The sequence below is a fragment of the Paenibacillus sp. PastF-3 genome, assembly GCF_029893135.1.
Taxonomy (GTDB): Bacteria; Bacillota; Bacilli; order Paenibacillales; family Paenibacillaceae; genus Paenibacillus_AQ; species Paenibacillus_AQ nitricinens.
On the sequence record NZ_JARXWM010000005.1, the window covers coordinates 261,662 to 284,811 of the forward strand.

General features: G+C 45.7%; 21 protein-coding genes and 1 riboswitch. Of the genes, 12 read left to right on the forward strand and 9 right to left on the reverse strand.

Annotated elements, in window-relative coordinates:
• Positions 1–105 precede the first annotated feature (105 nt).
• The 3 genes from M2444_RS12860 (at position 106) to M2444_RS12870 (ending at position 3,260) form a co-directional block, all read left to right on the forward strand.
• Positions 106–1,356 carry an L-lactate MFS transporter gene (locus M2444_RS12860; protein WP_280787141.1) on the forward strand — a complete coding sequence of 417 codons (1,251 nt, stop codon included), beginning with the start codon at positions 106–108 and terminating at the stop codon, positions 1,354–1,356.
• Between the two features lie 372 nt (positions 1,357–1,728).
• Positions 1,729–2,337, forward strand: coding sequence for an RNA polymerase sigma factor (locus M2444_RS12865; RefSeq protein ID WP_094876722.1), 609 nt, complete (start codon positions 1,729–1,731; stop codon positions 2,335–2,337).
• Positions 2,298–3,260, forward strand: a complete 963-nt coding sequence (locus tag M2444_RS12870) for a hypothetical protein (protein WP_280787142.1) — start codon at positions 2,298–2,300, stop codon at positions 3,258–3,260. Before M2444_RS12865 ends, M2444_RS12870 begins: the two co-directional genes overlap by 40 nt.
• A 404-nt stretch (positions 3,261–3,664) precedes the next feature.
• On the opposite strand, the gene odhB is transcribed toward M2444_RS12870, so the two are convergent.
• On the reverse strand, positions 3,665–4,939 hold the full coding sequence (gene odhB, locus M2444_RS12875; RefSeq protein WP_094869654.1) for a 2-oxoglutarate dehydrogenase complex dihydrolipoyllysine-residue succinyltransferase: 1,275 nt from the start codon (positions 4,937–4,939) through the stop codon (positions 3,665–3,667).
• A 52-nt stretch (positions 4,940–4,991) separates the two neighbouring features.
• Positions 4,992–7,859, reverse strand: a complete 2,868-nt coding sequence (locus M2444_RS12880) for a 2-oxoglutarate dehydrogenase E1 component (RefSeq protein ID WP_094876720.1) — start codon at positions 7,857–7,859, stop codon at positions 4,992–4,994.
• A gap of 471 nt (positions 7,860–8,330) precedes the next feature.
• Positions 8,331–8,415: riboswitch (cyclic di-GMP riboswitch) on the forward strand.
• 27 nt (positions 8,416–8,442) lie between these two features.
• Here M2444_RS12880 and M2444_RS12885 point away from each other — a divergent pair.
• Positions 8,443–8,598, forward strand: coding sequence for an anti-repressor SinI family protein (locus M2444_RS12885; protein ID WP_143812120.1), 156 nt, complete (start codon positions 8,443–8,445; stop codon positions 8,596–8,598).
• 181 nt (positions 8,599–8,779) lie between these two features.
• On the opposite strand, the gene M2444_RS12890 is transcribed toward M2444_RS12885, so the two are convergent.
• The 7 genes from M2444_RS12890 to M2444_RS12920 form a co-directional block, all read right to left on the reverse strand.
• Positions 8,780–9,109, reverse strand: coding sequence for a helix-turn-helix domain-containing protein (locus M2444_RS12890; protein WP_256989782.1), 330 nt, complete (start codon positions 9,107–9,109; stop codon positions 8,780–8,782).
• A 159-nt stretch (positions 9,110–9,268) separates the two neighbouring features.
• Entirely contained in the window at positions 9,269–9,868 is a 600-nt protein-coding gene (locus M2444_RS12895; protein WP_094869657.1) for a TasA family protein, read from the reverse strand.
• Between the two features lie 91 nt (positions 9,869–9,959).
• Complete coding sequence (sipW, locus tag M2444_RS12900; RefSeq protein WP_094869658.1) at positions 9,960–10,547, reverse strand: signal peptidase I SipW; 588 nt, start codon at positions 10,545–10,547, stop codon at positions 9,960–9,962.
• A gap of 1 nt (position 10,548) precedes the next feature.
• Positions 10,549–11,712 carry a flagellar export protein FliJ gene (locus M2444_RS12905; protein ID WP_280787143.1) on the reverse strand — a complete coding sequence of 388 codons (1,164 nt, stop codon included), beginning with the start codon at positions 11,710–11,712 and terminating at the stop codon, positions 10,549–10,551.
• A gap of 393 nt (positions 11,713–12,105) precedes the next feature.
• Positions 12,106–13,083: an aldo/keto reductase gene (locus tag M2444_RS12910; RefSeq protein WP_256990484.1), complete on the reverse strand. Its 978-nt coding sequence runs from the start codon at positions 13,081–13,083 to the stop codon at positions 12,106–12,108.
• Positions 13,084–13,200: 117 nt separating this feature from the next.
• Positions 13,201–13,764, reverse strand: a complete 564-nt coding sequence (locus tag M2444_RS12915; protein WP_042184294.1) for a PadR family transcriptional regulator — start codon at positions 13,762–13,764, stop codon at positions 13,201–13,203.
• 4 nt (positions 13,765–13,768) lie between these two features.
• Entirely contained in the window at positions 13,769–15,289 is a 1,521-nt protein-coding gene (locus M2444_RS12920; RefSeq protein WP_280787144.1) for an MDR family MFS transporter, read from the reverse strand.
• 382 nt (positions 15,290–15,671) lie between these two features.
• Here M2444_RS12920 and M2444_RS12925 point away from each other — a divergent pair, with 382 nt between their 5' ends.
• The 8 genes from M2444_RS12925 (at position 15,672) to M2444_RS12960 (ending at position 23,147) form a co-directional block, all read left to right on the forward strand.
• The gene (locus tag M2444_RS12925; RefSeq protein ID WP_256989783.1) at positions 15,672–15,944 is read left to right on the forward strand and encodes a metal-sensitive transcriptional regulator; all 273 of its coding nucleotides are present in this window, start codon (positions 15,672–15,674) and stop codon (positions 15,942–15,944) included.
• Between the two features lie 53 nt (positions 15,945–15,997).
• Positions 15,998–16,198 (forward strand): copper chaperone CopZ, encoded by a 201-nt coding sequence (gene copZ, locus M2444_RS12930; protein WP_042184300.1) that lies wholly within the window; start codon positions 15,998–16,000, stop codon positions 16,196–16,198.
• Positions 16,199–16,312: 114 nt separating this feature from the next.
• Positions 16,313–18,775 (forward strand): heavy metal translocating P-type ATPase, encoded by a 2,463-nt coding sequence (locus tag M2444_RS12935; protein WP_280787145.1) that lies wholly within the window; start codon positions 16,313–16,315, stop codon positions 18,773–18,775.
• 31 nt (positions 18,776–18,806) lie between these two features.
• Positions 18,807–19,559: an oxygen-insensitive NADPH nitroreductase gene (gene nfsA / locus M2444_RS12940; RefSeq protein WP_280787146.1), complete on the forward strand. Its 753-nt coding sequence runs from the start codon at positions 18,807–18,809 to the stop codon at positions 19,557–19,559.
• Between the two features lie 184 nt (positions 19,560–19,743).
• Positions 19,744–20,652, forward strand: coding sequence for an ABC transporter ATP-binding protein (locus M2444_RS12945; RefSeq protein WP_280787147.1), 909 nt, complete (start codon positions 19,744–19,746; stop codon positions 20,650–20,652).
• Positions 20,653–20,654: 2 nt separating this feature from the next.
• A complete protein-coding gene (locus M2444_RS12950) occupies positions 20,655–21,389 on the forward strand; it encodes an ABC transporter permease (RefSeq protein WP_094869711.1) in 735 nt (244 codons plus the stop codon).
• A gap of 4 nt (positions 21,390–21,393) precedes the next feature.
• Entirely contained in the window at positions 21,394–22,548 is a 1,155-nt protein-coding gene (locus tag M2444_RS12955; RefSeq protein WP_143812121.1) for a sensor histidine kinase, read from the forward strand.
• Positions 22,545–23,147: a response regulator transcription factor gene (locus M2444_RS12960; RefSeq protein WP_042184310.1), complete on the forward strand. Its 603-nt coding sequence runs from the start codon at positions 22,545–22,547 to the stop codon at positions 23,145–23,147. The genes M2444_RS12955 and M2444_RS12960 overlap by 4 nt, the downstream gene beginning before the upstream one ends.
• Positions 23,148–23,150 lie beyond the last annotated feature (3 nt).

A 23,150-nucleotide genomic window follows, 5' to 3' on the forward strand; every position in this document is an offset into this window, starting at 1 on the left:
CGTCATTTCATGCCAGATTTCTCTCAACATCCGCTGGTTTAGCTACAATAAAGAGGCGATAGAAGCTCTTGTAGCACATCACGAGAGAGAAAGAAGGAATAGACCATGACTTCGACGAAAGACAACAAAAACGCAAAACGGTGGCTTATCGTATTAGGAACCGTAATTATGCAGATGGGTCTAGGTACCATTTATACATGGAGCTTGTTCAATGCACATCTGGTAACAAAATTCGGATGGGAGCTTAACGCTGTTTCGATTACGTTTTCGATCACGAGCTTTGCACTCGCTTTTGCGACTTTGTTCGCAGGGAAATTGCAGGATCGGTTTGGTCTTCGCCGGTTAACTGCCACCGCAGGGATTGTGCTTGGTCTAGGATTGATTCTTAGCTCTCAGGCGAATTCGCTGCTAATGTTCTATATATTGGCTGGGGTAATCGTTGGTTTTGCAGACGGAACAGCTTATATCACTTCATTATCTAACTTAATTAAATGGTTTCCGAATAATAAAGGCTTAATCTCCGGTGTGTCCGTGGGTGCTTACGGAACGGGGAGCTTGATATTTAAATATATCAATGGTAGTTTGATCGACTCGGTGGGTGTGTCTAATACGTTTATGTATTGGGGCATGATTGTTATGGTGATGATTGTAATCGGTTCCTTACTTGTCAGAGAAGCTCCAGTACAAACGGCATCACTGGGTGCAGCATCAGCTTCGACTATCGCTAAACCGAAGGACTACACGGTAAAAGAAATGCTACGTACAAAAGAAGCTTATCTGTTATTCATCATTTTCTTTACCGCTTGTATGTGTGGTCTGTATTTGATCGGTATTGTTAAAGACATCGGGGTGCAGCTGGCTGGACTTGATGTACAGACGGCAGCTAATGCCGTAGCGATGATTGCAATTTTTAATACAGCAGGGCGTTTAATCTTGGGTGCCTTGTCTGACAAAATGAGCCGTTTGAAGCTGGTAGGTGCTTCGCTTGCAGTAACGGCAGCCGCTATGCTGACCCTTAGCTATGCGACGCTGAATTTCGGACTGTTCTTCACTTGTGTAGCAGCCATTGCATTCTGTTTCGGGGGTAACATTACAGTGTTCCCGGCGATTGTCTGTGACTTCTTTGGTCTTAAAAATCACAGTAAGAACTATGGAATCGTATATCAAGGTTTCGGTATTGGAGCCCTTTCCGGTTCGTTCATCGCCGTCTTCCTGGGCGGGTTTAAACCTACTTTCGTGATCTTTGGTCTCTTGTGTCTGCTGGCCTGCATCATCGCGATTTCGCTAAAACCGCCAGTGGAGAACGCGGAAGAGAAGAAGGCGCTTCGGCTCAAAGCTACAGAACGGACGGCTTAAGGATATTTATAAAAGACGTACAACTGACAACAGTTGTACGTTTTTTTTATTGGTTAGAAGTGTGTTCAGTACGTGGAGTGTGCCCCCAAAAATACCTGTGGAGTCTAAGAGCTATACAGACTGCATAGCTCTTATTAGCCTCTAAATGTGTATAATTGGAGTTAATTTGAGCAAATGGCAGCATTTGAGTCCGACTGTAGGCGGAAACTGCATATTTTTCTGAAATAAGGTTTCTTTGGTCTGTTAAACATTCTATATTACGCTGGAATTACTTCTGTGTAACAAAGGTTTATACTGATTTGCTCCGATTTTGGTGTACATAGGCACTTTTTTCTAGGCTCAAGTGTTATAGAAGATATAAAGGGTAAGGAGGTGCTTACATCGCCACAGGATTTGTTAGACCCCAAGGAATTGGAAGAGTGCATAGCTAGTGTGCAAAAAGGCAATACCGACCAATATGCTTTTATTGTCCAAGCTTTTCAAATGCCGATCTATCGCTATTGTTATCGTTTGTTAGAGAACAAGCAGGATGCGGAGGACGCAGTTCAGGATATTTTGGTAAAGGGCTATCAATCTATCCATCAATACAAATTGCAAATGCATTTCTCGGCATGGCTTTATCGTATCGCGTATCATCATTGTTTAAACCTGCTGCGCAGACGCCGTTTGCAAAAGCGGGTCATGAGTATCTTCAAGCCTGATTTTATGTCTGCAAGTCCTGAACAAGAGCTGGATGATCGGTTGTTTAATCCCTCATTGTCAGCCGCATTAACACAGTTATCGCTGGAAGAGAGGAATATGCTTATTTTGCGGGTCTTTGAAGAGAAGACTTATGCAGAGATAGGCGAAATTCTTGGGGTCAGTCCGAATGCACTGACGAAGAGAATGAACCGGATCAAGCGGAAGGTGCAGGAAGCTATAAAATTGGAGGAGGAGATCAAATGGAACGAACCACAATCAGCGATGAATACCAAGATATAATCTATGCCTCGGCCGGCAATGAACTTCTGGGTAAAATCGATGTAGAAGAGAAGGTCATGGGTCGTATCCATGGCATATCCTCTCGAAAGCGGTCTTTTTCGCTGCGGATGATGAATAAAACAACGGCATTTGCCAGTATGTTAGCATTGTTCCTGCTGATCTCTGTGACAGCCTATGCTGCATCGGAATATATCCAGATCCGCAATAGTGAAGGCGTAGTGAAGGTCCAGCATGTTGCCCCGAATGAATCGGCAGGAGTAGCCTCCTATGATAAATATGCGCAGCAAGCCGATACATTTGCTAAACCGGGTGAGCTGATTGCATATTTGATGAACAACAAAGCAGGTGCAGAAGGCATGGCGACACAATTGCAATTTAAGTATAAAGAGCAGCGGATAGGCGTATACTCTGATTTCTTAAAGGAAATCAAACGGACAGAGGCACCGATGCTTCCTGCAATGGCATCAGGGTATGCTTTTAAATATGGGGTTATATACCCTAATTATCCGACAACGGATGCAGATAAGAAAAGTTCTCGATACCAGGAGACATTACAAGATCTTACAGCCCAGGCAAACAAAGAGAAGGGGAGCCATAATATATTTATGAAGGCTATTCCATGGTCGGAACCAGGCTGGATCAGTGCAATTTATTCGAAGAATAATGCTTTTATAGGTATCTCTGCCACGATCATGCATGGCGGGAAAGTGTTCGTGGAGCAAGAACCTGAGAATCAAGCGGATAAGATTGTAGTAGCAGGTACGGAGGTTGTTTATAACAAAGTAGTAAAGAAAGAGGTCAGTTACGACTATCTGAATTGGTATAACGAGAAGCAGGATGCGTATTATACGCTCACTAGCTACGGAGATAAGATTTTGACCAAGGAGCAATTTCTTCAGGTGGCTGGTGAGCTGCTGAAGTAGATTCTTGTAGTTTTGTAGTTGTATTGCGCTAAGTTAGTTGTACTATATACAATTAAAGTTAACTAGTACCTTTATATAAGCCCTGTAGTTGTATTTAATACAGTTATTGATGCTTAGATTAGTGGAAATAAACGTTTTTGCGGATTTTAGTTGTAGAGAATGCAATGAAGGAAGAGGATATGGGAGATCAGAAATAAATAAGTGTACAAAATACAGTTAGATCATATGTAAGGTAGGAAGCATTGCTGACAGCGCCCGGCTTTCTAAACTAAGGATTCATGATTCACCCTGTACTTACGAAATACTTCATCTCAAAAGTTGATTCAGATATAAAAAAAGGTATCCCTAATGCGAAGCTTTAGGGATACCTTCTTTATATTCTTAAGTCGAAAGATCGATCAGGGTTAGCCTTCCAGCAGCAGCGCTTCTGGATCTTCCAGCAATTCCTTCACTTTGACAAGGAAGCTAACCGCTTCAGAGCCGTCAACGATCCGGTGATCGTAGGAAAGGGCGATGTACATCATTGGGCGGTTAACAGTTCTTTCTTCGTCCAGCGCGATGGGGCGCAATTGAATCTTATGCATCCCTAGAATACCCACTTGAGGCGTATTCAGAATCGGAGTGGATAACAGGGAACCGAATACACCACCGTTTGTGATGGTGAACGTTCCGCCTTGTAGCTCGGAGAGGCTGAGTGTATTGGCGCGTGCTTTGGAAGCGAGATCGCCAATTTGGCGTTCGATTTCCGGGAAGCTTAGGCGATCCGCGTCACGGACAACCGGAACCACCAGACCTTCCTTAGCTGCAACTGCAATACCGATGTCGTAGAACTTCTTAACGACCAGATCTTCACCGTCGATCTCAGCGTTCAGCAGTGGATAGGTCTTCAGTGCTCCGATCACAGCTTTGGTGAAGAAGGACATGAAGCCTAGTCCAACTTCATGCTTCTCTTTGAACGCATCCTTACGGCGTTTACGGATGTCGAGGATCGCGGTCATATCCACCTCGTTGAAGGTGGTCAGCATGGCTGCAGTTTGCTGCGCTTCAACTAAGCGGCTGGCAATCGTGAGCCGTCTGCGCGACATGCGCTTGCGCTCCACGTGCTTGCCATCGTCCGGCGCGGCTTTGCTCGCTGCCGGCTTCGCTGGCTCCGGCTTGGCTTGTGCCGCCGGAGCTACCGGTGCAGCGGCCTGTGGCGCTGCTGCACCATGGCCCGACACATCGGCCTGACCAATCCGGCCGATAGGATCACGGGCGCTAACATCGCCGAGGTCGATGCCGCGCTCCCGTGCCAGCTTGCGTGCGCCCGGCGATGCCAGTGCAGCGGGGCTTTCGCCACCCGCTACAGCGACTTCGGGCGCTGCTACAGGTGCGGCTGCTGCGCTGCCGCTTGCCGGTGCCGCTTCAGGCGCTTTGCTCTCAGCGGCCTGCGGTGTACTGCCGCTAGCGGCTCCAATGATACCGATGGCTTCGCCAACGGCTACGTTCTCGCCCGCTTGACGCAGGATGGAGGAGATGACACCCTCCACCTCCGCACTAATTTCCAAATTGACTTTATCCGTCTCTAACTCAGCAAGCACATCACCTTGACCTACCGTGTCGCCTTCTTTAACCAGCCATTTGTAGATGGTTCCTTCGGATATAGATTCTCCCAGATCGGGTACTAAGATTTCTGACACAGGCCGTTACCTCCCCAAACATAATGGTTTACGCTATTGTGATACCATCCTCTTAAGAGGATGGTACAGCTGTTTGTACTTGTGAATTTGCTTTTAGGGCCTCTGAAACAATTCTACGCTGTTCAAAGCTATGAACATCTGCATAACCACTCGCAGGACTGGAACGTTCAGGACGTCCGATATATCTTACGCTAGTGTTGTTCGGTGCGATGGCGCGTAACCGAGGTTCGGTATAACTCCATCCGCCCATATTCTTCGGCTCTTCTTGCACCCAGACAATTTCCTGAAGGGATGTGAAGGAGCTTAAGTGAGCACTCAGTTCAACTTCTGGGAACGGGTAGAGTTGCTCCAAGCGTAGTACATGTAGCCATGACCAATCTTTGTCTGAAGCAGCCTCTAGCTCTGTTTGGATGTCGATAGCTACTTTACCGCTGCAGACTACTAGACGTTTGACCTCACCTGGTTTCTGGCCTAGCAGGGGCTCTGCTAACACAGGCTGGAATTGTCCGGAGGCGAGCTCAGTACCGGCAGATGTGCTGCGCGAATTACGAATGAGACTCTTCGGCGTCATAATCACCAGTGGTTTAGCGTCTTCCTGTCCACATAAAGCAGCTTGGCGCCGCAAGACATGGAAATATTGAGAAGCGGTGGTCAAGTTGGCAACGGTCCAGTTCTCTTCCGCGGATAACTGCAGGAAGCGTTCTAATCTACCACTGGAATGCTCGGGTCCCTGTCCCTCGTAACCATGCGGTAACATGACGACGAGGTTGCTGCGCTGCGTCCATTTCGCACGTCCGGCGGCAATGAACTGATCAAATATAACCTGACCTGCATTGGCGAAGTCGCCATATTGTGCTTCCCAGATGACGAAAGTTTCTGGTGCGAACACATTATATCCATACTCAAAACCTAGCACAGAAGCTTCAGATAGCGGACTGTTATATACACCAAAGGAAGCACGGGAATTACTTAGCTGATGAAGCGGAGAGAATAATTCTCCAGTTTTGCTGTCGTGCAGTACTAGATGGCGGTGTGCAAAGGTACCGCGCTGTGCATCCTGACCGCTAAGTCGAATTGGCGTTCCATCCTTCAGGATGGTAGCGAAGGCGAGAGACTCAGCGAGTGCCCAGTCGACCTTTTCACCCTCATTCAATGCATCCTTGCGACGCTGCAGAATACGTTCCAGTTTCGGATAGACTTGGAATCCATCAGGTACGGTCAGTAGCTCACGATTAATCTCTTGCAGACTGGAGATCGGTACGGCTGTTGTCCCTGCCGCTGAGCGCTCTGTTTGAAGAGGAACGAAGGCTTTTGGTTCTTTTTTCTTGTGATTGCCTTCCTTCATACTATCGTATGCACGTTGCAATACGCCTTCTGTTTCAATGTGCATCTTTTGTACATCTTCAGCTGTAAGGATTTTCTCACGCTGTAGCCTCTCCGCATACACCTTGTAAACGGTTGGATGATTACGCACCTTGCCGTACACGATAGGTTGTGTAGTCTCAGGATCATCCATTTCGTTATGTCCATGACGACGATAACCGATGAGATCAATAACGAAATCCTTTTTGAATTGATTGCGATATGCGCTAGCTAAACGAACAGCTGATATACAGGCATCGGGATCATCAGCGTTGACATGGATAATTGGAATTTCATATCCTTTTGCGATGTCACTCGCATAATGCGTTGAACGGGAGTCTTCACTTTCTGTCGTAAAGCCGATCCGGTTATTAACAATGATATGGATCGTCCCGCCATTCTGATAACCTTGAAGTTTGCCAATATTAAGTGTTTCTGCAACAATTCCTTCACCTGGAAAAGCAGCGTCGCCATGCATTAGCACCGCTATAGCTTTACTGGTATCAATCTTCGGCAATCCGGCTGTGCTCCGATCTTCTTGAGCAGCACGAGTGAAGCCTTCCACGACAGGATTGACGAATTCCAAGTGACTTGGGTTATTCGCTAGTGTTATTCTTGTGCGTACGGTTTCTCCTTCGCGAACAGCGCGGTCTGCACCGAGATGGTATTTCACATCACCCGTCCAGCCATAGTTAATGCCTGTAGAGCCTTCGGAAGGGAAAAGCTCCTTGTTTGGAGAATGATGAAACTCTGAAAATATAATATCATAAGGTTTGCCCAAAATATGTGCAAGAACGTTGAGGCGACCACGATGCGCCATGCCCATCAGAATATGCTCTGCACCGTCATGCGCAGCAGCGCGTACGATTTCATCGAGCATCGGTACGAGAGCGTCATTGCCTTCCAAGCTGAAACGCTTCTGACCCACAAAGGTTTTGTGGAGGAAGGTTTCGAATTGCTCGACTTGGATCAGGCGGTTTAGCAGCTCTTTACGTTCTGTATTATTTAAAGGCGCTGGTGAGCTTGTGGATTCTGCCTGTCTGTTCAACCATTTCAGTTCTTCTTCTTCATGCACATGCCCGAATTCATAGGCGATCGTCTTGGTGTAAGCCTGACGCATACGCTGAACTGCATCCCATCCGGTATGCACATCATTCGGGGCATTCTCCCAAATGAGCGTGGCAGGTAGTGCGATCAGATCCTCACGAGTCAGCTCATAGGTTTCGAGTTCGAGATATTTAGCCATGGGATTGTGATCACGCTCAAGCGGATCAATATCAGCGGCCATATGGCCATATATACGAATATTAGCGATTAGCTTGGAAGCTCTTACTGCCTTTCTAAGCCATTCGGTGTCACCCGAAATGCGAGGCTGTGGAGCCGGTTCGGTGTCCGGTGTTAGGGGTGGGGGACCCGAATTTGTAAAAAGCTCGCGATAATTATTCTCTACGGTGGATGGATCTTTCACAAACTGTTCATATCTTTCTTGAATGTAGCCTAAATTGGGTCCGTAATACTTACTCCAAATGGATTCGTTATAGGGCTCTTTGGCTGCCATGAATACATCCTCCTTAACGGATGAACTCCATACGTGACATTTTGTGTCAACGCTTACTGGAGCTGTGATGATTGCGGTTTCATTTCTCATCTTATTGTGCTACTTTCCACACGTGTAATCAATTCATTCTTTCGTCCAATACGTTCGCAAAATGGTATGGGTTAGCTTGTTCTAATGAAAAGAACGCTGTTTCTTCTCATTACCCATTCCTAAGGCCCACTAAAATGATTCTAATATCCTTATTTTTAACTAATAGGGAAGGAAGCATCATTATATTGGCTTAATTAATTTTATGAATAGGACGAGTATCGTGTTAATAGGACAAGATATCACAGAAAAGAGCTTCTATTTTTTGTTTTTTAATGGAAAAACTAATCAGAAATCGACACACTTTTCCACTTTAGTATAGTATAATGTTATTGCAGTTAGCGTTTTTCATCCTTTTTGAAGTAGATCCTTTCGTGTAAAGGGTCCAGTAAAAGGTAAACCTGCCGAAAGACAGGGGCACAAAGTCGCGGGTCTAAGGTAGAAATACTATGACAGCCGGATTGCCTGGGGACGTAAAATCTTAGGAGGAGATTTTTTGGACAAGTCCAACCAGGGAAGCAACAGAGAACAGCAGGTTATTGATGTAGACGTAGAGTGGGTACATTTATTATTAGCAGCTAAGAAGGCTGGCATAAAGGCAGATGAAATTCGTCGATTCTTTCAGGAGAAGACTGTGCAAGCCGTGCAGTAATACATTAGAGCGTTATATACCGAAAAAGGGCATGGCGATAAATCGCTGTGCCCTTTTTCTATAAGTTGTACACGATACATGGTTAGAATATAAAACGCCTTCGCCATCCATGTTAGGAGGGCGAAGGCGTTTATGTTTGATAGTATGAGTAGAAGAGGATCTTATTAGATCAGATGAAGGATTAGTCCTTCTGATCCAGGCGCCATTTCTGGTAGTCCAGAAACTCCTTGAATTCGCGTTTGCTTATGCCTGAGGCCATAGCTTCCTGCACCAATCGGAACCATTCCGAATCTAAAGGCGATTCCTCAGCATCATTAGGCTCTCCATAGAGCAAAGCATGGATGGATACCTGAAGCGCATCGGCGATCTTTTCGATAAACTGGATGGAAGGATTGGATTGGATGTTTCTCTCCACATTGCTAAGATACGATTTAGCAACATCCGCTCTGTCCGCAAGCTCAGATAGGGAGAATCCCTTTTCTAGGCGGAGATGCTGGATACGTTGGCCCATATTTTGTGCCACTATGCTGACGCCCCTCCGTATTTTTTGTTATTAGTATAGCAAATATCGATAAATTCGACAAAGTTTATTGTAAAGAGAAGAGCAGCATCTACTTATCCGCTTTCCGGAATAAGAATCTGCTGCTCTTCGAATGGAAGACTTATTAGATTAGTAGTCAGTTCCTTTGCCTTGTTTAGCAAAGAAATCCCAAGTTAGTGTTAATGAATCCTTTTGGAAATAGTTTTGATCTTGGCCATCATCAACAAATTCAAATTGGACTGCGAATGTATCATTAGTACCGGCTTTAATTCCAGCAGCTTCACTGAGTAAAAACTTTCTTTCTACGATATCAGGGGACAAAGCCTTCAAATCGGCTAGTGTTGTTTCATAAACTACTTTATCGGCTTGAAATATATTACTCTTATCAAGATTTGTTAAGAATTTAACTTTAATGGATTTACCTAAATCAACACCGTTGTTGTTACCGCCCACATCATTAACGGAGTAGCTTGTCTTAAGAAGAACAGATCCGATATCGAGGGAACCGTCATTTTTTAATTTGAAGGTTTTAAATACAGTATCACCTGGCTTCAGGTTTGCGATATTTACGATAACAGAAGGGTCGGAGTTCAAATCGAGTGTACCTGCAGCGAATGTAGAAGTGTTTTGTGCAGTGTCACTAAAGTAAGCGAAGGTTCCTCCACCAATCAATGATAAACCCAGTGCTGCAGATGCTACGCCAAGACCCAATGTTTTTTTGATACCCATAATTAAAATTCCTCCTCGGTTTTTGTGGTTTTTTTATAAAATTTATATATTGTAACTTCCGGTTCGTAAGCGGAAGCGGACAATCAACGGATTACTGTATTTCAGTTGGGGGTGGAGAGGTGGGCAGTATAGCAGCATTTTTCTTTTCGAGTGCAGCTACAGCCTTCCATGATGAGTACAGGGCATAGAGCAGGAGCATCAAGCCTGGTACGATCATGAGCACGACACTTCCAGCTTTGGAAACTGCGAAATTCATAGCGTAACCTACGTAAGGTACGGTAACCCCGGTATACTCAGCTACAACATTCGTTGAACTGGTAGGGTTCATATCAGGCGCATCATTGTTATCGCCTTTCGTACGATACATGGCTTCACCAGTAGCGTTGTTCATTGTTGCTTCCACAACACGGTGAGTAATGAGCAGGTTTTCTTCATTTCTAAAGGTGATAACATCGCCTTTTTTGAAGCGATTCATATCTCCTCCGGGTTTTAAAGCGACAATCGATCCGGTGTGAATCCCTGGTTCCATCGAACCTGAGAGTACGGATTTGATCTGGTATCCGAAGAAGGCAGGTTCACCGCCGGAGGCCTTTGATAAAACTACAGCTACCACCAGCAGGATAAAGATGACAAGCATGATGCTCGATAATGTATTGTTGATCATTTTTTTAATCCGCATATTATTCTCCACCTTTGTCTTGTTGAGGGGCCGCAGGAGCTGGTGTTGCTGCCGGTGGGGAAGAGGTTGTATCTTCCGCCTTTGGCGTCTCCTGAGGAACCTTTTGCTGTGGTACATCTTGTGGAATCGTTGGCTCTTCACCAACTCCCGGAACGACCGGGTTAGTGGCTGGGGCTTCAGGTTGTTCTTTATTTATGTTTTCTGGAGCTGCTTCACCTGTCGGTGGAGTCACTTCCGTTTTTGTTTTCTCTTCTGCTTTCGCTTTGTCCTCGGCTTCTTGCTTTTCCTTCTTCTCCAGGGCCAAACGCTCTTCTTCTTTCTTCGCTTGTTCCAGCGCCTCTAATCGGGCTTTCTCAAGGGCTTCCAATTGTTGTTCACGGGCTTGACTGATCAATTGGAGCTGACTCTGAAGATTGCTGATTCCTGAAGTAGCGGATTCTTTAAGGTCATTCATTTCAGTGTTGAGATTCTCATAAGTGGAGGTCAGTTCGCTAGAGATATTGCCGGCCGGCTGACTAAAAGGAATCAGGAAAGGCAACGGCTGCTGAAACGCCTCATTGCGTAACTCGGGTTGTCCATATACATCACTGGTCACTACCGAAGCAAATGGAAGGCCGATGTCGTGTATGGAGTTTAGGTACTGGATAACTCCCTTTAATGAAGCATTTAGAGATTCAGAGATTACCCCACTTTGATTTAGGCTGCTTTGCAGCTCTCTGAAGAATGGTTCATCCTTGATTTCTAGACAGTTTGAATCTAGAGAGGTCATATATCCTCCAATCTGGAATAGGACGGCTGCTGCTGCGTTCAGCTCACCATTGATTTCGTTCCAAATTTGGCTGTTTGTGGCCAGTTGCTCATTCACGCCATTGATTTGAGATTGAAGTGCGGAGATTTGTGTGGAAATCTCTTGCGCTGCGACATCAAGCTCATCCAGCGTCATGCCTTCTATTCCCGAAACGTCTGAGAGACTGCCTGAAGGGGTATAGCTTTGCAGAGATCCTTTTAAAGCAGTAGCTCTTTCGATATGATCTTTGAGTTCTGTTAGAAGCCCCTTGATCGAGTTTGGAAATACTTCGCAAAAGCTAATGGTGCTAGTGGTTTGCGCAGTAGCTCCAAAACCACCATAGGTACTACCCACTTGCTGCGAGGTAGTCAGAAACAAGACGGAGACAGCCATTCCTGATTGCAGAACACGTAATCCGATTTGCTTCTTTCGTTTAGGCCTTCTTTTTGCTGATCTGGGTCTCAGAGGAATACCTCCCCTCAATGTCTTGAGTTTCTTTGGTTCGTTATTATTGTTCTTTATTAAGAACAACTTCTGTAATGAATAATACATGGAATAATTTGAAAAGAAAACTGTCAATAAGTCTCATTTGTGCTCTATAAAGAACGATAATGTTAATTTATCTCTATTTATCTCGGTTTATCGCTTGATATCTATTTTTATTCGCAATAAAGAACGGTATAAGAGGCGACTGCATTAAAAATAGCCTAATCGCGCGTGAAGCACGATTAGGCTATTAAGAATTCTTGCGAGTTTTAATTGTGGGTTCAGTTAGGGAAGACGAGTACCACGTGAACTAACATATAGGTCATACCATTCTTTTCGAGTAAGCTCCAGCTTGTCCGCATCGGCGCAGGCAGCGATGCGCTGCGGATTCACAGTCCCAATCACAGGCTGAATAGCTGCCGGATGTGTCATTAGCCAGGATAGCACTATGGCTTCGGGTGTTGTTCCTTTTTTATCTGCAATTTGTTTAACCATGGCGGCTGTCTGGACGATATTCTCTGGCTGATCCTCTAATGAACGTCCGCTAAATATGCCTTGTGCGAGTGGGCCCCAAGCTTGAAGCTGAATGTTCTCCATTCGGCAATGTTCAAGGGTTCCTTCGGGAAAGGTAATATCCTTCCAAGGTTCACGGTTTACACTGATTCCAGCATCGACCCAGCTGAGCTTGGCTAGGCTCATGTGTAGCTGGTTTACGATAAAAGGTTCATCGCAATAGGCTTGCAGCATTTTGATCTGCGCTGCACTCATATTGGAGACGCCGAAATGACGAACCTTACCAGCTGTCTTCAATTGATGTAATGCGGAGGCCACTTCCTCCGGATCCATTAAAGGATCAGGTCGATGCAGCAGCAGAATATCAATATATTCCGTTCCTAGTCGTGATAATATTCCATCCACACTGCTTAGAATATGCTGGCTTGAGAAATCAAAGACATTAGAACTGTCTCCAGGCTCCATTAGCTTAATACCGCATTTTGATTGGATAATGATTTCTTCGCGGAGTCCTGGGCGTTCTTTAAAGATCTGACCGAATACCTTCTCGGCTTTACCACGGGTATAAATATCTGCGTGATCAAACATATTGATACCAATAGATCGTGCAGCGTCGACGGCTGCATGTCCTTGCTTAACATTCTCGGTGGTGATCGGTTCATGATCCCAGCCCCCACCAAATCCCATACAACCTAGAGCAATACGGCTGGCTGGTATACCGCGCTTGTTTAAAGGCAGCGTTCTCAACAATGTGATTCCTCCTAGGGAAATATGATTGCGTACACGTACATATTGTACACGCTTAGATTCTAGTATGGTATTTATTGTCTCTGGAAAAGTAAAAAAAGAGTAGAGGCCCTAAGGACTCTACTCTGTATTAAGTGGTGTTCCAATGTCATTCAACTTGCGTGCTACAACATCATCATAGAGACGTTGCAGCCATTTTAGTTCAATAAGGGTGTGTTCATAGGTGCCGTACATGAGATGAAGGGCGGAACGAGGAACAATAGGAATATGTTCTTCATATACCTGATAAGCCAGATTCACCTGATGTTCGGTTTCCCGAATACGTTCTTCGAGCAGCTTCTCCACCTTGTTTTGATCAACATGACGGGACATGGCTAGAGCCATATACATCGGATGATAGAAGGGCTCGTTCTTTTTAATTTGCTGTAGAATTAACTGCTCGAATAAATTTTTACCTTGCTCAGTAATACCGTAAATGGTTTTGTCTGGGCGATCACTGCTGCTTATCACTTCTAAAGCTTCTATATAACCATCTTGTGCAAGTTTATCGACAGCGTAGTAGAGAGACCCAAGCTGGAGCTTTGTAATCCGGTCCATGGAGCGCTCTTTCATGACTAGTGTAATTTCATAGGGATGCATATTTCGTTCAAGCAATAGTCCGAGAATAGCCAATTTCATCGACATATAATTACCTTTTACCCTCGGACGCCTGAGCAGTTTTACTCGGGATGGTGAGGCGGTCTTTTGGCATCAGCAGCACAAAGACTAAACCAAGGACGGCAGGAATCATGGCCCACATAAAGGTATGTGCGATTGAAGAGGACAGTGCACTAGATATTTTCTCTAAAATTTCAGGTGGAATCTTGGCTCTTGCTTCAGGTGTAAGGGCTGCCCGTGGATCGCCGAAGGCTGCTGACTGCCCACTTCCGCCAAAAGCTTCGCTAATGCTGCTAGTGAAGTTGTTACGCTGAATAATACCGAAGATCGTAATCCCCAGCGTCATCCCAAGCGAGCGCATAAAGGTACTTGTTGAAGTTGCCGAACCGCGTTGGCGCATATCGAAATTATGGATAGCTGCCATGCTTAGCACGGAGAAGGAGAAGCCCACGCCGAATCCAGTTAAGGCCATGAATACATTAAGCATGAGACGGGAGGTATCTGGTGATAAAGTGCTTAGACTGTAGACACCTGCTACAAAACAGACAGCGGATAGGATCATAATGTTGCGGAAGCTGGTTTTGGTTGTAAGTAGCCCACCGGTTTGACTGCCCACGACCGTACCGATCATCATCGGCATGAGGATCAGTCCAGAGTTCGTAGCGGAGCCGCCAAATACGCCCTGTACAAAGATAGGAATGTAGATGGTGGCTACGATAAAGGCAGAGCCATAGAACAAGGCTGTCACACTGCTTGTTGCAAACAACCGTTTACTGAACATCGCGAACGAGATAACAGGTTCAGCCGCCACTCTCTCAATGAGGATGAATGCCAGCAAGAGTACAGCGAAGCCGGCGAATAAGCCGAGAATGACACTGGAATCCCAAGCGTATTGATTGCCTCCCAGTTCTAGCGCAAACATTAGGCAGATAATGGCGCCGACGAGAGTGAAGGCTCCGCCCCAGTCGATGCGCTGTTTAGCGTGAGAGATCGATTCTTTGTACGAAGTTGCGATCAGAAACAGTGCAATAACTCCGAGCGGCAGGTTAATGTAGAATACCCATTGCCAGCCTACATAGTCGGTAATATATGCACCTAATAATGGTCCGAGTACACTGGAGATTCCGAAGACGGCACCGAATAGGCCAGTCAGCTTTCCTCTTTTTTCAGGCGGGTAAATGTCGAAAACGATAGTGAAGGCGATAGGCATTAGTGCACCGCCGCCGATCCCTTGAATAGCCCGGTAAATACTGAGTTGTGTAATACTGGTTGCAGTACCGCACAGTGCTGAGCCAATCAGGAATACAATCAGTCCGAACATGAAGAAACGTTTACGTCCATACATATCCGAGAGCTTGCCGAAGATTGGGGTCCCAGCCATTACCATGACCATATAGGCCGAAGTGACCCATACGATTTTGTCCAGACCGCCAAGGTCGGAAACAATGGTTCCCATAGCTGAAGCTACAATGGTATTGTCCATCGCGGACATCAGAATACCGAGCAGCAGGCCGATAACTACGAGTTTAAGATTACTTTCTTTAGTATGCATGCTTCGCAGGCTCCTTTTTCTAATAGTGATAAATCCGTTCAAAAAATGTTCATAGGTTAGAAGCAAAATTTATTATATTCAAATTTGAATAGGGTAGCAATAGTTTTTTTAAAATATAAGAAGTATAAGTTTCACACCATACTATATGTCTTATATTTCTGCTTAAACGCTAACCGTCCTTATATAGATACCGAAGGCGTTTATGCTTGAAAAAATGGGATTTAGGGGATAGGAAATAAAGAACATCTCTTGACATACCCTACGGGGGTATATTATATTATTGGCAAGGAGGCTGATCCTTATGTCTACTAGTAAGCAAGAGCAAGAACAAACTGAGAAATCCTGTGAAGCTGACTGTCATTCTTCAGTATCTGGAGAACGAATGAGTCATCATTCGACAGATTTCAAAAATGGTTTGAATACTCGCCTCAACCGGATTGAAGGCCAGATCCGCGGGATAAAGGGTATGATAGAGCGGGATACTTATTGTGACGATGTGCTCAATCAGCTCGCAGCGGTTCAAGCGGCACTAAACGGTGTTGGTAAGATGCTGCTGGAAGGGCATATGAAGAGTTGTATTGTTGAACGAATCGAAGCCGGTGAACATGAGGTTATCGATGAGCTGCTAATCACGGTTAACAAATTAATGAAATAATAAGCTAATGCTTCTTAAGCATAGCTTCATAACATTTACTGGAGGTAATAATAATGTCGAACGCTACATTAAATGTCGAAGGAATGTCTTGTGGTCACTGTGTCAACTCTGTAGAGAAGGCTGTAGGTAATCTTGGAGCTACTGCTAAAGTGGATCTTGCAGCTAAAAAAGTTTCCGTTGAGTATGATGAGAACAAGGTGAGCCTTGGAGCTATTAAAGAAGCTATTGAAGAGCAAGGGTATGATGTAGTTTAATTTGAAGCACAGTAATAAGGCTTGGAGCTGTTATGGGGATGCCATAAGCTCCAATGCCTTTTCTTTTTATAGAAATTATCATACTCTATAGGGGTATGAGGAGGCTTTGGAATCATGGATAAGTTAAAAATAACAGCTTCACCCAATGAACAGCAAGCGACCGTACAGATTACAGGCATGACCTGTTCTGCTTGTGCAGCTCGAATTGAGAAAGGTTTGTCCCGGATGGAGGGTGTTTCTCGCGCAAATGTAAATTTGGCCTTGGAACAAGCCACTGTCGGATTTGATCCTTCTGTATCAGGGTTACCACAAATTGAAGATAAAATCCGCGCTCTTGGTTATGATACCGTCAAAGAGACCGCGGATTTTGATATATCAGGCATGACCTGCGCTGCATGCTCGGCGCGGATCGAAAAAGTGTTGAGTCGTACGCCGGGGATCGCAGCAGTGAATGTGAATTTAGCGCTGGAAACGGCACATGTAGAATATACTCCCGGTAATATTAGTCCAAGAGAGATCATGGAGAAGGTAAGCAATATCGGATATAAAGCTACACTTAAAGAAGACCGCAAGGATCATGTGGACCGTCGTGTACAGGAAATTCAGCATAAGAAGTGGAAGTGGATCATTTCTGCTATTCTTTCTTTCCCGTTGTTATGGGCGATGGCAGGTCATTTCTCATTCACAAGCTGGATTCCAACACCGGAGATATTTATGAATCCTTGGTTTCAGCTTGTTCTGGCGACCCCCGTACAGTTTATCATCGGCTGGCAGTTCTACGTAGGCGCGTATAAAGCACTTCGTAACGGGAGTGCCAATATGGATGTGTTGGTCGTACTGGGGACATCAGCAGCGTATTTCTACAGTCTTTATCTGACGATTGATTCATTAAGTATGAAGGGAATGAATCATACCACCCAAATGTATTATGAGACGAGTGCTGTACTCATCACGCTCATCCTCGTGGGTAAATGGTTCGAGGCGCTAGCCAAAGGACGTTCCTCTGACGCCATTAAGAGCTTAATGGGGCTTCAGGCAAAGACGGCTCTCGTGATCCGTGATGGCAAAGAAATGAATATCTCGACAGATGAAGTGATTCCCGGCGATATTGTATTGGTGAAGCCCGGAACAAAGGTGCCGGTGGATGGCGAGGTAGTAGAGGGTTCCTCTTCTGTGGACGAGTCTATGTTGACCGGAGAAAGTATTCCTGTAGAGAAAAAAACCGGAGATACCGTTATCGGTGCTACATTAAATAAGAATGGGATCTTAAGAATTAAAGCTAACAAAGTAGGAAGAGACACTGCACTCGCTCAAATCATTAGAGTAGTGGAGGAGGCCCAAGGCTCCAAAGCGCCTATCCAGCGGATCGCGGATGTCATCTCAGGTATTTTTGTACCGATTGTTGTAGGCATTGCGATGATCACTTTCTTGGTCTGGTACTTCTGGGCAGCACCTGGTCAATTTGCCGATGCCCTTGAAAAAGCTATTGCGGTGCTCGTAATCGCTTGTCCATGTGCGTTAGGTCTTGCAACGCCGACCTCCATTATGGCGGGATCGGGCCGCGCTGCGGAGCTTGGTATCCTGTTCAAGGGTGGTGAGCATTTAGAAGGCGCACAAGGGGTTAAGATCGTTGTTTTGGATAAGACAGGTACGGTTACAAATGGTAAGCCCGTGCTGACTGATATCGTGACTACCACTGGAATTGCCGCTTATGGTAAAGAAAGCGCCGAGAATCGTTTATTAGCTTTAACTGCGGCAGCCGAGAAATTATCAGAACATCCGCTTGCGGAAGCCATCGTAGCAGGAGCTGCTGACAGAGAATTGATCTTACCCGCCGCTGAACAGTTTGATAATGTACCTGGACGGGGAATTATGGCTGTTGTCTCCGATCAACAAGTTAGGGTGGGTACACGGCGTATGATGGAAGATCATCAATTGGACATCACAGAGTGGACCCCAGTCATGAAGAGACTGGAAGAGGCAGGAAAGACAGCTATGCTTGTAGCGGTGGGCGATGAGATTGCCGGGATTGTCGCTGTTGCCGATACGATTAAACCAACCTCAAAAGCAGCTGTAGCTGCGCTTCATGCGATGGGCATAGAGGTCATTATGATTACAGGTGACAATAAAATCACCGCAGAAGCTATTGCGAAGCAAGCAGGTATTCGAAAAGTGTTAGCAGAGGTTCTGCCGGAAGGCAAAGCGGAGGAAGTTCGTAAGCTGCAGCGGAATGGGACAAAGGTAGCTATGGTTGGAGATGGCATCAATGATGCTCCTGCACTGGCTACTGCAGATACGGGCATGGCGATCGGTACAGGTACGGATGTAGCAATGGAGGCTGCAGATATTACACTGATGCGGGGAGATCTGAAGAGCATACCCGATGCCATTATGATGAGCCGTAAAACGATGAGTAATATTAAGCAGAATTTGTTCTGGGCACTTGCATACAATACAATAGGTATACCGATTGCTGCACTCGGATTTCTAGCTCCATGGCTAGCTGGAGCTGCGATGGCATTCAGTTCTGTGTCCGTCGTTTTGAATGCACTTCGTTTGCAGCGGGTAAAGCTGTAAGAGAAACCTAACTATGTAAGGAGTGGCCGCTGTGCAAGAAAACAACGAGACAATATCTCTATTAATGAACCATGCATCTGTCCGCAAGTATCAGGATAAGCCAGTAAGTGAAGAGCAGCTTGCAGCTATTATTGAAGCAGGCCAAATGGCTTCGACTTCCAGCAGTGTACAAGCCTATAGTGTCATTGCAGTGACTGACCCGGCTCTAAAAGCAGAGCTTGCCGGATTAGCGGGTAATCAGGCTTATATCCAACAATGCCCAGTCTTTTTGGTCTGGTGCGCGGATTTATATCGGCTGCGTGAGGTCACAAAACCTCATTTACAGGGAGAGACATCGTATGAAGATTCTGCGGAGAACCTTATTGTAGCTACCGTTGATGTTGCGCTTGCTGCTCAGAATGCTGCTGTAGCTGCGGAATCACTCGGGCTCGGGATTGTTTATATCGGCGGAATCCGTAACCGGATCGGGGAGGTTTCTGAGCTGCTTGGACTGCCTGAGCTGGTTTACCCGGTATTTGGAATGTGTGTGGGCTATCCTGATGGAGCCACAAGCCTGCGTCCGCGTCTGCCATTAGAGGCTGTTCTACATCGCAATCGCTACAATGCCGAAATGACAGTGGAGCAGGTCAAGACTTACGATAAAATCTCTTCAGACTATATGCGTGAGCGGACTCATGGTGCCAAGGATACACCTTGGTCTGTGATTATGGCAGAACGGTTGGCACAGCCAGCGCGAATGCATATGAAGGAATTCCTTCTCGGAAAAGGATTTTTCAAGAGGTAATCTAGTATTTTCGCTTAAAGAGGCTGCCCTATTCGTAGTTAAAACTATGGATAGGACAACCTCTTTTTTTTGTGAAGGTGACAGTTGTCATCTTAAAGAAATGACAGTCCATACTAATGTCTGGTCTCCTTTTTCCATATGATTGAAATAGATCAAACGCATTCGGAATCGGAGGGGTTACGAAATGGACAATGTTATTGAGATGAATGGAGTTAACAAATTATATAAGGATAAGAAAGCAGTAGATAATATCAGCTTCAACATTGCCAAGGGTTCGATTACAGCTATTCTTGGACCAAACGGAGCAGGCAAAACAACAGCATTGGGAATGTTATTGGGGCTATTAGAACCCACTGAAGGTACAGTGAAAATATTTGGACAACATCCAAAAGATAAAATCGTACGTGAAAAGACCGGCGCGATGCTGCAAGAGGTAAGTGTGATGGATCGGCTGAAGGTTCGGGAGATCATTGCTCTGATCCGTAGCTATTATCCACAGCCGATGGATATGGAGTTTCTAATTAAAGCTACAGGGCTTGCGCCAGCGGATTTAAATAGATACGCCGAGAAGCTCTCGGGCGGTCAAAAGCGTAGTCTCGGCTTCGCGTTGGCCTTGGCGGGTGACCCAGAGCTGATCTTTTTCGATGAACCTACAGTTGGATTGGATATTACTTCCCGGAGGCGGTTCTGGGATACGGTTCGTGGACTTGCGGAGCAGGGCAAGACGATTGTGTTCACGACACATTACTTACAAGAGGCCGAAGATATCGCGGATCGTATTCTATTATTCAGCAAGGGTCACTTAGTTGCAGACGGAAGTCCGGATGAGATTAAATCAAGAATTGTGAAGCGTTCGCTATCCTTCCTGCCAGTAGGTGATCGTTCTGAATTACGCAGAAGTCTAATGAAACTAACCGCTATTGAAGATTGTTATGAAAAAGAAGGTCGAATTCATGTGACGACAGACGATACGGATGAAGCACTGCGAGCGATTTTTGTTACTGGACTTCCCGTGAAGGATGTTCGTATAGATCAGGGACGTTTAGATGACGCTTTTGAACAATTGACCATGAACCAAGAGGAGGCTATCTAAAGATGAGATTAATTACTGTACAGTGTAAAGCCGAGATGCTGAGGATCATCCGTAATCCTTATTACGTGTTCTGGTCATTGCTCATGCCCATTATGTTCTACTTCATCTTCACCCGCGTGGTTAATACAGGTAACGATGACCCGACTTGGCGCGCTCACTACTTAATGTCGATGGCAACCTTTAGTGTAATGGGCTCTGCGATCATGACGCTTGGCATCCGTTTAGTGCAAGAACGAACACAAGGCTGGACGACCTTTATTCGGATTACCCCGCTACCGGGTTCTGTTTATTTCTTCGGAAAAATGTTCGGGCAAACGATGATGCATCTGTTTTCGGTCATTTGTATTTTTATCGCAGGATATTTAATCAACAGTGTCTCCTTATCTGCGGGTCAATGGGTGCTTAGCGGGCTATGGATTTTGATCGGTTCCCTTCCATTTTTGGCGATTGGTACGCTTGTGGGTGCTATGAAACGGGTGGACACAGCTAGTGGAGTCAGCAACGTGATTTATATGGCGCTTGCTGTAGCGGGGGGCATGTGGATGCCGATTGAGATTTTGCCGCAATTAATGCAGAAGATTGGTCATTGGTTACCTTCCTACAACTATGGAAATGGGGCATGGGAGATTGTGCGTGGCTCAGCTCCGCATTGGAGTAATGTCTTGATTTTGCTCGGGTATTTGGTAGTTTTTATGTTACTATCGGTTTATATCCGAAAAAAACAGGAAGCGGTGTGAATGAATGGCTGAGCGTGCGCAGTTCCGGTTATTTCCACAAAAACAAGGGTTTTTCCCTTATGTATGGGCTGTTTATCTGGTTTTGCCCATCCTGAATTTGCGTGGGGAGACTGGATTGAAGCTCATTCTAGGCGGGTTGATGATAGCGGTGTTTGCCATCAGCTATCGCCAGCTGTATTGGGTTCGGGGTGGAGTCTTTAATGTCTGGCTAATGATTCAAATGGTGATCATCGTGGTGCTTAGTTTGTTTTATACGCCCTTTAATCTTTACATGGGCTTTTTCACCGCGAATTTTATAGCTTACTATACGGAGAATAAAGGGTTCAAAATTGCATTTACTTCTTTTGTGGTCATGGTACTTTCTGTGCTGGTCTTAGTGGGTCGTGAGATGGAGTGGGGAAGCATGATATTTTTAGCTCCATTTATCATTATTATGTTGATTAGCCCATTCGGAGTGAGATCCATGAATCGGAATCAGAAGCTGGAGAAAGAGCTGGATCAAGCCAATGAGGTGATTAAAGAGCTGGTGAAGCGTGAGGAACGGATGCGAATCGCTCGTGATTTACATGATACGCTCGGGCATACGTTGTCCTTGATTACATTAAAAAGCCAACTCGTAGAGAAGCTGGTGACCAAAAATACGGAGCGAGCCCAAGAGGAGGCGCGGGAAATTCAGCGTACTTCGCGGGCTGCGCTCCGTCAGGTGCGTGAGCTAGTGTCGGAAATGCGTGCGATCTCAGTAGCAGAAGAACTGGCAGAAACCGGGGAAATGCTGCGCACGGCGGAGATTGCCCTGGAAGTGGAAGGGGATATCTCGCTAGAGGGAGTATCCGATCTGACGCAAAATATTCTCAGCCTTTGCATCAAAGAAGCGGTGACTAACATTGTGAAGCATAGTAGAGCAGATAAATGCTTTATCGGGGTGGAAAAGACCGCCGGAAAAGTTCGAGTTACCGTTAAAGATAACGGAATTGGCCTCCAGAACGGTGAGAGATGTAATGGTGAGCTTAGTGATGGAAATGGTATGAAGGGGATGGCGGAACGACTATCCCTGATTGATGGCTCTCTGTCGCTAAGCTCAGAAGAAGGTCAGGGAACTACGCTGATCGTTATGATCCCTCTAATCGTTAAGGAAGCAACAGGAGGTGAGAGTGCATGATAACCATCGTTATAGCGGAGGATCAACGTCTGCTTCGGGGAGCGATGGCATCCCTGCTGGATCTTGAGGATGATATCGAAGTCGTCGGAGAGGCCTGTGATGGAGCTGAGGCGTTAGCTTTAATCGACAGGCTTCAGCCGGACGTATGTCTCATGGATATTGAAATGCCGTTCAAGAGCGGGCTGGAGGTTGCAGAAATATTGCGGAGTAAAGGCTGTCCGACTCGAATTATCATCTTGACTACCTTTGCCCGTCCGGGCTATTTCGAGCGTGGAGTGAAGGCTGGTATACAAGGGTATTTGTTGAAGGACGAGCCTGTAGATAAGCTGGCCGAATCTATTCGACGTGTCATGGCTGGACATCGGGAGGTATCCCCCGAGTTAGTTTTTGGTAGCTTGCGGGAAGAAAATCCACTAACAGCACGGGAGCGAGAGATTTTAAAGCTGGCTGGTGAAGGGCAAACGGCGGCGGAAATCGCGTTTTCTCTACACCTTTCTTATGGAACTGTTCGCAATTATATTTCTGAAATACTCAATAAGCTGGAAGTGAAAAGTCGAATTGAGGCGGTACGACTGGCAGAGGAAAAAGGTTGGATTTGAGGG